Origin of the sequence: Neisseria sp. DTU_2020_1000833_1_SI_GRL_NUU_006, assembly GCA_032388755.1 — a bacterium.
GTDB classification, from domain to species: Bacteria; Pseudomonadota; Gammaproteobacteria; order Burkholderiales; family Neisseriaceae; genus Neisseria; species Neisseria sicca_C.
Genome location: CP135593.1, coordinates 1,589,985 through 1,601,914 on the forward strand (window position 1 = coordinate 1,589,985; position 11,930 = coordinate 1,601,914).

The 11,930-nt window shown below is 52.2% G+C and carries 9 protein-coding genes; 3 read left to right on the top strand and 6 right to left on the bottom strand.

Translation table 11 applies throughout. The features are described from left to right. Nucleotides 1-9 precede the first annotated feature (9 nt). Nucleotides 10-1,422, top strand: coding sequence for a Trk system potassium transporter TrkA (gene trkA / locus RSJ68_07710; protein WNU98376.1), 1,413 nt, complete (start codon nucleotides 10-12; stop codon nucleotides 1,420-1,422). Nucleotides 1,423-1,560: 138 nt separating this feature from the next. Continuing rightward, nucleotides 1,561-2,286: an SIMPL domain-containing protein gene (locus tag RSJ68_07715; protein WNU96342.1), complete on the top strand. Its 726-nt coding sequence runs from the start codon at nucleotides 1,561-1,563 to the stop codon at nucleotides 2,284-2,286. A gap of 87 nt (nucleotides 2,287-2,373) precedes the next feature. Here the strand turns inward: RSJ68_07715 and RSJ68_07720 are convergent, their stop codons facing one another. Together RSJ68_07720 and RSJ68_07725 are read right to left on the bottom strand one after the other, a co-directional pair. Beyond that, complete coding sequence (locus tag RSJ68_07720; GenBank protein WNU96343.1) at nucleotides 2,374-3,495, bottom strand: porin; 1,122 nt, start codon at nucleotides 3,493-3,495, stop codon at nucleotides 2,374-2,376. Between the two features lie 437 nt (nucleotides 3,496-3,932). Continuing rightward, a complete protein-coding gene (locus RSJ68_07725; protein WNU96344.1) occupies nucleotides 3,933-5,567 on the bottom strand; it encodes a CTP synthase in 1,635 nt (544 codons plus the stop codon). 224 nt (nucleotides 5,568-5,791) lie between these two features. On the opposite strand from RSJ68_07725, the gene RSJ68_07730 reads away from it, so the two are divergent. Then, nucleotides 5,792-7,249, top strand: a complete 1,458-nt coding sequence (locus tag RSJ68_07730) for a potassium transporter TrkG (GenBank protein WNU96345.1) — start codon at nucleotides 5,792-5,794, stop codon at nucleotides 7,247-7,249. Between the two features lie 131 nt (nucleotides 7,250-7,380). On the opposite strand, the gene RSJ68_07735 is transcribed toward RSJ68_07730, so the two are convergent. From RSJ68_07735 to uvrD, 4 genes are all read right to left on the bottom strand, one after another. Then, nucleotides 7,381-7,674, bottom strand: a complete 294-nt coding sequence (locus RSJ68_07735) for a hypothetical protein (protein ID WNU96346.1) — start codon at nucleotides 7,672-7,674, stop codon at nucleotides 7,381-7,383. An 818-nt stretch (nucleotides 7,675-8,492) separates the two neighbouring features. Continuing rightward, complete coding sequence (locus RSJ68_07740) at nucleotides 8,493-8,705, bottom strand: hypothetical protein (protein ID WNU96347.1); 213 nt, start codon at nucleotides 8,703-8,705, stop codon at nucleotides 8,493-8,495. An 8-nt stretch (nucleotides 8,706-8,713) separates the two neighbouring features. Continuing rightward, the gene (locus tag RSJ68_07745) at nucleotides 8,714-9,247 is read right to left on the bottom strand and encodes an SMI1/KNR4 family protein (protein WNU96348.1); all 534 of its coding nucleotides are present in this window, start codon (nucleotides 9,245-9,247) and stop codon (nucleotides 8,714-8,716) included. A 349-nt stretch (nucleotides 9,248-9,596) separates the two neighbouring features. Beyond that, complete coding sequence (gene uvrD / locus RSJ68_07750; GenBank protein WNU96349.1) at nucleotides 9,597-11,804, bottom strand: DNA helicase II; 2,208 nt, start codon at nucleotides 11,802-11,804, stop codon at nucleotides 9,597-9,599. Between the last annotated feature and the right edge of the window lie 126 nt (nucleotides 11,805-11,930).

The window sequence follows — 11,930 nt, forward strand, 5'->3', positions numbered from 1 at the left end:
GCCCAAACCGTGAAAATCCTCATCCTCGGCAGCGGACAGGTCGGCTCGACCGTCGCGCAAAACCTCGCCTCCGTTTCCAGCAACGACGTTACCGTTATCGACATCGACGAAAAAGCCCTGCAACACATCGGCAGCCGCCTCGACGTCCAAACCATACTCGGCAACGGCGCATCCCCGTTCATCCTCGAACAAGCGGGCGCTGCAGATTCCGACCTCCTGCTTGCCCTGACCCGCAGCGACGAAACCAACATCGTCGCCTGCAAAATCGCCGCCGATCTCTTTAATATCCCCAGCCGCATCGCCCGCGTGCGTTCCAGCGAATATCTGGAATACCCCTACCCCGAAAACGACGATACGGAAAACGGCAGCCTTACCGTCTTCGACATCACCGAAACCATCAGCCCCGAACAGCTCGTTACCGAACAGCTCGTCGGGCTGCTCAGCTACACCAGCGCATTGCAGGTATTGAGGTTTGCCGGTGACAAAGTCCGCATGGTCATCGTACAGGCGCGTAAAGGCGGGCTGCTCGTCAACCGTGAAATCGCCGACATCAACCAACACCTCCCCGAAGGCGCGGACTGCCAAATCTGCGCCATATACCGCAACAACCGCCTCATCGTCCCCACGCCGCAAACCGTCATCATCGAAGGCGACGAGGTACTTTTTGCCGCAGACACCAACAGCGTCAACACCATCATGCGCGAACTGCGCCCCAAAGAAGCGCGCACCCGCCGTATCATGATTGCCGGCGGCGGCAACATCGGCTACCGCCTTGCCAAGCAGCTCGAATCCAAATACGACATCAAAATCGTCGAACACAACCCCCGCCGCGCCGAGTGGCTCGCCGAAAACCTCGACAGCACCCTCGTCCTGCAAGGCAGCGCCACCGACGAAACGCTGCTGGACGAAGAATACATCGACGAAATCGACGTATTCTGCGCCCTGACCAACGACGACGAAAACAACATCATGTCCAGCCTGTTGGCGAAAAACCTCGGTGCCAAGCGCGTCGTCACCATTGTCAACCGCTCCAGTTACGTCGATTTGCTCGAAGGCAACAAAATCGACATCGTCGTGTCGCCGCACCTCATCACCATCGGCTCCATCCTCGCCCATATCCGCCGAGGCGACATCGTTGCCGTCCACCCCCTCAGACGCGGCAGCGCGGAAGCCATCGAAGTCGTCGTCCACGGCGACAAAAACACTTCCGCCATCGTCGGCAGGCGCATCAGCGGCATCAAATGGCCGGGCGACTGCTACATCGCCGCCATCGTCCGCGCCGAAACGGGTGAAGTCATCATGGGACACCACACCGACACCATTGTCCAAGACGGCGACCACATCATCTTTTTCGTCTCCCGCCGCCGCGTCCTGCCCGAACTTGAAAAACTCATCCAAGTCAAAATGGGCTTTTTCGGCTGACACCGTCAAAGGTCGTCTGAAACCTGTTGCAGCAAAGTCAGAACCTTTTTCAACTTCATTGAAGCCGCGCTTTCAGACGACCCGACACAAATTACCCAACATCATCCGTTTCCACATCCGATACCAAAAGGAAAATTCATGTTACGTCCCATCCTTGCCGCCCTCATACTCACAACCGCCCTGCCCGCCGCAGCCGAAACCGACACCCTTCATTACAACATGATCGAATTTGCAGAATCTGCCAATCTCGAAATAACCCGCGACACCATGACCGCCTACTTCAGCATTGCTTCCGAAGGCAAAGACCGCGCTACGGTGAACAAAGCGTTTCAGAAAAAATTCAATGACTTCAACAAAGCCGTACAAAACAACAAACTCCAAACCGAAATCCTCAACCGCAGCGCCAGCCCACGCTATGAATACAACAACAACGGCAAACGCATCCAAACAGGCTGGGAAGAAGAAGCCGTGTTCAAAGTCGAAAGCAAAGACTTTGATGCAATCAACCGCCTGATTGACGAAACGCTGCAAACTGCCACGCTCAACCGCATCGGCTTCAGCATATCCAAAGAAAAACGCGAAGCCGCCGTCGATCAAGTCAGCAAAGCCGCCATCCTGCGCTTCAAAGACCGCGCGCAAGATTTGGCAAAAACGCTCGGCTTCTCCAACTACAAAATCGTCAAACTCAATTTAGGCCACATCGGCAACCGCTCCATAGACAACGGCTTCGCCCGCGCCAAAATGATGAATACCGAAGCTGCCATGTTCAAGCGTTCGGCAAGCGACGAAAACAACGCTATCCAAGCCCCTTCTCCCGGCTCAGAAGAAATCAGCATCACAGTCAACGGCTTGGTGCAGATGTAAAACGCTCCTAAAGCAAAAAGGTCGTCTGAAACCCAAAATCAGGTTTCAGACGACCTTTTATATTTTCTGATTATCCTTACGGTTTCATCAGAATTTATGAACCATGCCCAAAGAAACGGCTTTTTGCTCAACAGACCCTGTTTGGGTCGGCGTCAGGCGGGTTTTGCTGCCCAGTTTCATATAACCGGCATGAGCAAGCATAGAAGTACGTTTGCTGAATTTGTAGTTGGCACCAACTACTACTTGGTCGAATTTATCGACCAGTTTCTCGCCGCTGTTCACGCCTTTTGCCGCCCAGCCGTGGGCGTAAGTGAGGCGCGGGTTCAGGTTGCCGAAGGTATAACCCACGGTAACGGCTGCATCGGCAACTTTGACGGCTTCATTTTTACCGGCATCGGCAGTAATGTCAGCGCCTTTGTAAGTATTGAAATCATCGGTAAAGTAACCCAGATATTTATTTGCGCTTTCATGGCCTTTGGTATATTGCGCGCCTACACCGACGAACAGGTTGTTTTTGTCATAGTAGCTTTCGATTTTAGCGATTTGTGCGGCTTTGATTTTACCGTTCTTGTCGGTGTACGCGCCTTTGTAATGGCCGTAGGCAAGGTTGGTGGTGAAACCGCTGTTTTCATAAGTCAAACCGGCGGTATATTGTTCTTTGCTGGGTTTTTCATGTTTATATTTGTCGTCCGGATTGCGGTTGTCGCGTGGCGCGTAGGACGCATTGAATTTGAACCCGCCGAACGAAGGACTGTCGTAGCGTACGGATGTGGTGCGCACACCGGTGCGTGTGTTGATGCCCAAACCCATCGCGTTGGTTTTATACAACCAAGGGTCGATGGTATCCATCTCGTTGAGCATATTGTTCATATTGCCGACGCGAACCTTACCGAATGAGCCTTCCAAGCCTATGAAGGAATCACGGTTGCCGAAACTTTGGCTATTGGATTCGCCCAAAATGGAAGTGCGCTGTTCCACCTGCCAGATGGCTTTGAGGTCGTCTGAGAGTTTTTCGCTGCCTTTGAAGCCGATGCGTGAAGTATTGTCGTTGATGCGGGTTGCAGTCGCGCTTTTTTCCGTACCTTCGTTACCTTTGATTTTCACCTGTCCGGAGGTGATGGTGCTTTTAACTTGTCCGTACAGGACAACTTCGGCGGATGCTGCAAAAGGCAAAGCCGCGATAGTCAGGGCAATAATGGCTTTTTTCATACAAACTCCTCTTTAATCAAAGAATCAAATTTAGGTCTATCGTTTTACAAAAATAAGAGACTCAAAACCAAAAACAGCAAGACCCGTGGAACAATTTGCGCAATCATAATGAACTTTCGATATTTAAACAATCTTTTTCATCTTGATAGGAATTATTATTCATTAGAGCTTAGACTTTTTACAACAATTCGATATTTTTTATAGTCAATTCAAATAGAAAGGCATAGCTCATCGATTCAGGACAGGCTAAAATTTTGAAATTTTAAAATTGTTTTTCCCCTGACATCCTTCTTAAAATACTAAGAATCGTTTTTCCATTTCGCAAGAATAAGACAATAGCCATTTTTATTTGAATGAATAATCCATAGTCGTCTGAAAATAGAAAAAGCACCTTAATTAGGGTGCTTTTTCTATTTTCAGACGACCTTTTGCCGGCGTCAGACTTTTTTATTGTTCAACGCAGCTTTGACAAACGCGGTAAACAAAGGATGGCCTCTGCGCGGGTTGGACGTGAACTCAGGGTGGAACTGGCAGGCGAAGAACCAAGGGTGGTTCGGCAGTTCGATGGTTTCAACCAAGCGTTCGCGTCCTGCGGATACGCCGCCGATGACCAAGCCTGCCTGTTCCAGCGCGGGAACGTAGTTGTTGTTGACTTCGTAGCGGTGGCGGTGGCGTTCGCGGATGTGTTCGCTGCCATAGATTTTGGCGGCGAGGCTGCCTGCTTTCAATTCAACCTCTTGCGCGCCCAAACGCATGGTGCCGCCCAAATCGGCAGATTCGTCGCGGGTTTCGACGCTGCCGTCGGCGGTTTGCCATTCATCAATCAGGGCGACAACGGGTGCGGCGCATTTGAGGTCGAACTCGGTGGAGTTTGCGCCTTTCAAGCCTGCCACGTCGCGGGCGTATTCGATCAGCGCAATCTGCATACCGAGGCAGATGCCCAAGTATGGCACGTTGTTTTCGCGGGCGTAGCGCACGGCGGCGATTTTGCCTTCCACGCCGCGCGAACCGAAACCGCCGGGAACGAGGATGGCGTCCATGTCTTTGAGCATGGAAACGTCGCCGTTGTTTTTCTCGATGTTTTCGCTGTCAACGAAGGTGATTTGCACGTCGGTTTCGGTGTGGATACCCGCGTGTTTCAAGGCTTCGATCAGCGATTTGTAGGATTCGGTCAAATCGACGTATTTGCCGACCATGGCGATTTTGACGGTGTGTTTCGGATTTTTGATGGCATGGACGATTTTTTTCCACGCGGTCAAATCCGCCTGTTGTACGTTGAGCTGCAATTGCTCGGTAATGATGTTGTCGATGCCTTGGTCGTGCAGCATTTCGGGGCATTCGTAGATGCTGTCCACGTCGTAGCTGCCGACAATCGCGCGCTCTTCCACGTTGCAGAACAAGGCGATTTTGCGGCGTTCGTCCGCGGGCATTTTCCTGTCCATGCGGCAAATCAGGATGTCGGGCTGCAAACCGATACTCAACATTTCTTTAACGGTATGCTGGGTCGGCTTGGTTTTGATTTCGCCGGCGGCGGCAATGTAGGGAACGTAGCTCAGGTGGGCGAACAAAGTGTTGTTGCGTCCCAACTGGCTGCGCATCTGACGGATGGCTTCCAAAAACGGCAGCGATTCAATGTCGCCGACCGTACCGCCGATTTCGACGATGGCGACATCGTAACCCGTCGCGCCTTCGTGGATGCGGCGTTTGATTTCGTCGGTAATGTGCGGGATGACTTGAACCGTACCGCCGAGGTAGTCGCCGCGGCGTTCTTTGGCGATGACGTTTTCGTACACCTGCCCCGTGCTGAAGCTGTTGCGGCGGGTCATGGTGGCGTTGATGAAACGTTCGTAGTGTCCCAAGTCGAGGTCGGTTTCTGCGCCGTCGTCGGTCACGAACACTTCGCCGTGCTGGAACGGACTCATGGTACCGGGATCGACGTTGATATAGGGGTCGAGCTTGAGCATGGTCACGTTCAGACCGCGCGATTCGAGGATGGTGGCAATAGAAGCGGCGGCGATACCTTTTCCGAGTGAAGATACGACGCCGCCGGTTACGAAAATAAATTTAGTCATGATGCAGTACCCATGTTGGAATACGGGATTTTACCTTTAAGCGGGTTTTCTGGCAAACGCGGGACTGTTTGCAGATGTGGTTTTCAGACGACCTGCGCTTCTGTCCTTTTACCGTATAGGCAAGGCAATAATTTGTTAAAATAACGTCTGTTTTCGATTACTGATGACGATAAGGTCGTCTGAAAATACCGGGTGGCTCGTCCGGTTTGTTAAGATTAATTGATATGTACAAGTTACTTCCCATTATCCACATTTTGTCCAGACTGGGGCTGCTGTTTTCATTGGTGCTTGCAGTACCGACGCTGATGTCGTATTTTTTTCTGGACAACGCGTTTCCGGCGTTTGCCTACACGGCTTTGGCGACGACGCTGACCTCTTGCGCGGTTTGGCTGCTGACCTTCCATTTCCGCCGCGAGCTGCGCCCGCGCGACGGGTTTACGTTGGTTTTAATGCTGTGGCTGGCGTTTGCGCTGGTGGCGTCCATGCCCATTTATATTCATATACCGGGCATCAGTTTTACCGATGCGTTTTTTGAGGCAATGTCCGGACTGACGACGACGGGCGCGACGGTCATGACAAGTTTGGACACGCTTGATCCTTCGATAAATTTTTGGCGGCATATGCTCAACTGGCTGGGCGGCATGGGTATCATCGTGCTGGCGGTTGCGATTCTGCCGATGCTGGGCGTGGGCGGAACGCAGCTCTTCAAGGCTGAAATTCCGGGGATGGACAAGGAAAGCAAGATGGCGCCACGCATTTCGCAGGTGGCGAAAAAGCTTTGGTTCTTCTACACGTTAACGACGACGGCGGCTTTTCTGACGCTGCATTTTGCGGGGATGAGCTGGTTTGACGCGCTTTGCCACGCGATGTCGGCGGTGTCGCTGGGCGGTTTTTCTACACACGATGCCAGCATCGCTTATTTTGATACGCTGACCGTCGAATGGGCGGTCATGTTTTTCACGCTTTGGGGCGGTGTGAACTTCGCCACGCATTTCACGGCGCTGACACGGCGTTCGCTCAAATCTTATTGGCGGGACGAGGAATGCCGCGTCCTGCTGGCGCTGTTGGCGGGCAGTATTTTGATATCGGCAGTGTATCTGTGGCAGAAAGATTTTTATGCAACCTTGGGGGATTCGCTGCGTTTTGTCAGCTTCAACTTTGTCTCCATCGGGCTGGCAAGCGGTTTTTCCAACACGGATTTCGCGCAATGGCCGCTGATCGTGTCGCTATGGATGTTTTTCCTGTCCAATTTGCTGGCAAGCTCCGGCTCTATGGGCGGCGGCATCAAAAACGTGCGGGCATTGGTCTTGTTCAAATTCAGCCTGCGCGAGATGATGATTCTGCTGCACCCGAAAGCGGTGCGCACGGTCAAGGTCAACGGACGCATGATTCCCGACCGCATGGCGCTGACGGTAATGGCGTTTATTTCGATTTATTTCATGACGACGATTGTGTTCAGCTTTTTGCTGATGGCAAGCGGGATGGAGTTTATCTCCGCTTTCACCGCCGTCATCGCGTGTATTACCAATGCGGGTCCGGGCTTGGGCGAAGTCGGCCCGGCGGGCAGCTATGCGGTATTGAGCGATGTGCAGAAATGGCTGTGTTCGGCTGTGATGCTGCTGGGTCGTTTGGAAATTTTTACGGTGTTGATCTTGCTGACGCCGGCTTATTGGAAAAAATAAAGACGGGTCGTCTGAAAACGGATTTCCGGTTTTCAGACGACCTTTTTTAATAGGGAGAACGTTACCGCCCGATTGCCAACTTGTTCAATATCCTGATTGACCCGCCGGCATCAGGCAAACGTCCCGAGCGATTATTTCAGATGAATTGTCGGTTGATAGCCTTTTGCCTCTTCCGAACCATCAAACGGCACAACAACGCCATCCGCGTAGGTTACATACGCTTTGTATTTCACTGAGACATCGCCTTTAGGATTCAACGCGATAAACGGGAACGAAGTAAATTCGCCCGCTTCCATACGGCCTTTGTAAGTAATGCTGACGATATTGCCCTCAGCATTTTTTTCAGTCGTATAAGTCCAACCCGGCATAGGATAAACAAACAACAATTTAACGCCTTCAGCAACAACCATTTTCACTTTAGTCACCGCTTTGCTGCGATTGGTAGGCACATTCAGGCGGAAATGGTCTGATTTTCCAGAAATACACCATTAGAATTATTGCGAATCGTAACATGTGCCTGAGCGTCCATCATCAATGCAGACAGTGCCAAAGCAGAAAACAATAGCTTTATTTTCATTGTGTTATCTCCGTAGGAAGAATGGATAAAAAGATCATTGTTGAAGGCTTGCCCGAATCCTAGCAGAGAATGTCCATCAAAGGAGCATATGTTCGCCTTTATTGCGCCAACAAGCGAACAGAAAGCCGAATACGCCCATTAAGGTCGTCTGAAAGACAGATTTAGGCTTTCAGACAACCTTTCGAATAATTCGCTTGAACGACTATTCAACAGCTTTTTAAATCCTGACCCACACTACCTCAAACGCCTGCCTTGCTCCCCCCGTTACTCCCATTGCTATCGACGCAAGGAAAATACGGCAAGAATCCATAAGTTAGAAATTACAGCAGCCTTGAAATATTCCCGAAATGCCAAGACCTGGATTCCCGCCTGCGCGGGAATGAAGGCGGAGGTTTCGGCAAAAATTGCTCCTTCCGTTTTCAGACGACCTTTGCCCCATCGGTGTACATTGTAGCGTGTGCTTTGCCCACGATAATGTTGGGTAAAAGAGGTCGTCTGAAATTTTGAGTTTGATTCGTGGGTAAAGCCCACGCTACGGGTTTCTATTCTCTCCTGCTACGGTTTTTTTTGCCCGTAGGTCGGATTCTCGAATCCGACATTTCCAAACAGCGGTTTTTCGGAAACGATAGACACATCAAATGTTTTTGTCGGATACAAGTATCCGACCTACATCTGGATTCCCGCCTGCGCGGGAATGACGGCAGAGATTTCGGCAAGAATTGCTCCTTCCGTTTTCAGATAGTCTTTTGCCTTGTCGGTGTACATTGTATCGTGGGCTTTGCCCACGATAATGACAGCTAAAAGAGGTCGTCTGAAATTTTGGGTTTGATTCGTGGGCAAAGCCCACGCTACGGGTTTCAGACGGCCTACCCTTTTCAATTTTGTATTTACTCATCTGAAAACTCATCTTCATGCCGCAAGCTGCGGATAAAGGTTTCAAAATCGGGGGCAAGTTCGACTATTTCAAAATCCAATTCTTGTTCGACAAGCACCACTTTCGGCTCTCCGTCTTTTCCACACTCCCGGTAGTCCAGGGCAAACAGGGCATGACCTCCTGACGGGTCAGTGGCCAAATACACGCCGATAGGCGGATATTCCCATTCTTCCAGCCAAAGTTTTTGCCCCATCTTGCCGCACAAACTCCCTTCTTTTTCAAAACCGATTCCCGATACCTCGCAAATTTGCACATGATCTTTCGCCCACGAATTTCTTTGCGTGGTCGGAAAGCAGGTTTTGACAAATATCCCGCCGTTTTGTACTGCCATCAATTCAATAAAACTTTGCGGCAATTTATAGCCTAGTTCACTTTCTACGGCAGCCAAAATTTCAGGGGTAAACGGGGCTTCTTTGTAGTTTTTATCTGCCCAACTATCAGATTCCCATACGGAGGACAAATCAAAATCTTTAAAAACTTGGGACATAATGTTCTTCCTTATTGATTTCAGCTATAAACAGGGGTTGGGTATTCATGCCTGACTTTTACCGTCCGTCATTCCCGCGCAGGCGGGAATCCGGAAGTTTGAAGTCGCAGCAGCCTTGGAATATTTCCGAAATGCCGAGGTCTGGATTCCCGCCTGCGCGGGAATGACGGCGGAGGTTTGGGCAAAGCTCGTTGCCCTCGTTTTCAGACGGCCTTTTGCCCTGTCGGTGTACATTGTAGCATGCGGCCTCGCCCACGATAATGACTAAAAGAGGCCGTCTGAAATTTTGGGTTTGATTCGTGGGCAAAGCCCACGCTACGGGTTTCAGACGACCTCTGCCATCCCCCTTTTACATCTCTTCCAATTTCGCAAACTTGGTATCCAGCTCTTTCACGCCCTGTTTGCCGAAGTTGATGGTCAGTCGGGCGGATTCGCCTTTGTCCACGGCATCGATGATGACGCCGGTGCCGAATTTGGCGTGGCGGACGTTTTGTCCGATGCGGAAGCCTGCGTAGGTTTGGGGCTGTTTGTAGTCGTCGATGATTTTGTCTTTGGGGGTGGCGGCTTGGCGCGTGTTGCCGTAGCTGTCGTAGGCGGTCTTTTTGACGGACAGGTAGTGCAATACTTCGGGGGGGATTTCTTCGACGAAGCGGGAGACGATGCCGAATTGGGTTTGTCCGTGCAGCATGCGTTGTTGTGCCATGGTGATGTAGAGGCGTTTGCGGGCGCGGGTGATGGCGACGTACATGAGGCGGCGTTCTTCTTCGAGGCCGCCGCGTTCGGCAAGGCTCATTTCGCTGGGGAAGCGGCCTTCTTCCATGCCGGTGAGGAAGACGGCGTTAAATTCCAAGCCTTTGGAGGCATGGACGGTCATGAGTTGGACGGCTTTTTCGCCTGCGCCTGCTTGGTTTTCACCGGATTCGAGGGCGGCGTTGCTTAGGAAGGCGAGGATGGGGAAGGCGGGGTCGTCTGAAATGTTGTCGGGCAGGATTTCGAAGTTGCTGTCTTCGGGTTTGAATTCGATGGCGGCGTTGACGAGTTCGTCGAGGTTGTCGAGGCGGTCTTGGTTGTCGCCTTTTTGGGTTCGGTAGTGTTCGGTCACGCCGCTGTCTTTGAGGATGCCGACGATGATTTCGGACAGGGGCATTTGTCCGACTTGGTTGCGCATGGCTTCGATGAGGCGGACGAAGGCGGCGACTTTGGCGGCTTTTGCGCCGGCGTTGCAGGCTGCCTGCCAGAGGGTGATGCCTTGTTCGCTTGAGGCCGTCTGAAGGTTTTCGACGGTACGCGCGCCGATGCCGCGCGGCGGGAAGTTGATGACGCGCAAGAGGGCGTTGTCGTCGTCGGGGTTGACGGCAAGGCGCAGGTAGGCGAGCGCGTGTTTGATTTCTTGGCGTTCGTAAAAGCGCAGTCCGCCGTAGATTTTGTAGGGGATGCCGCTGCGGAACAGGCTTTGTTCGATAACGCGGGATTGGGCGTTGCTGCGGTAGAGGACGGCGATTTCGTCCAAATCCCAGCCTTCGCGTTCGAGGGCTTTGGTTTCGTCAACGATGAATTGGGCTTCTTCGAGGTCGGTAAAGGCGGAGTAGTAGCGGATTTTGTCGCCTGCCTCGGCGTCGGTGCGCAGGTTTTTGCCGAGGCGTTCGTCGTTGTTTTCGATGACGGCGTTGGCGGCGGCGAGGATGTTACCGACGGAGCGGTAGTTTTGTTCGAGTTTGACGGGCGCGTCGATGTGGAACTCTTCCATCAGCGCGGTCATGTTGCCGACGTTTGCGCCGCGGAACCGGTAGATGCTTTGGTCGTCGTCGCCGACGGCAAATACCGCCGCGTTGCCGCCCGCCATGAGTTTGAGCCAGGCGTATTGCAGCTTGTTGGTGTCTTGGAACTCGTCGACCAGAATGTGATTAAAGCGGTTTTGGTAGTGCTGGCGCAGGATTTCGTTGCTTTGCAGCATTTCGTAGCTGCGGAGCATGAGTTCGGCGAAATCGACCACGCCTTCGCGTTGGCAGATTTTGTCGTATTCGGCGTAGCATTCAATCATGCGGCTTGTGTGCGGGTCTGGCGCGCTCAACACGGAAGCGCGCAAACCGGATTCTTTTTGCGCGTTGATAAAGCCTTGCAGCGAACGCGGCGCGATGATTTCTTCGGCGATGTTGAGGCTTTTGAGCAGGCGTTTGATAAGGGAAAGCTGGTCGCTGCTGTCGAGGATTTGAAAGGAAGACGGCAGGCCGGCGTCGCGGTGGTGCAGCCGTAGAAAGCGGTGGCAGAGACCGTGAAACGTGCCGAGCCACATGGCGCGGACGTTGATGGGAATCATCGCGCCGAGTCGGGTTTGCATCTCTTTGGCGGCTTTGTTGGTAAACGTTACCGCCATAATGCTGTGTACGCTTGCCTGACCGGTTTGCAACAGCCATGCGATGCGCGTGGTCAGCACGCGCGTCTTGCCGCTGCCCGCGCCCGCCAAAACGAGGGCGGATTGCGGCGGCCAGGTTACGGCGGAGAGTTGTTCGGGATTTAAGCCTTGCAGGAGGGCTGCGGAAGAGGATTCGGAAAACATAAATACCGCATGAAAAAAAGTAGGAATACGGTATTTTAATAGAAACGGTTTAAGGTCGTCTGAAAAAGTGCAGCGGCAGGGCAGCACTTTTCCAATCGACGGTTTGATGATGCGGCACAGAAGATA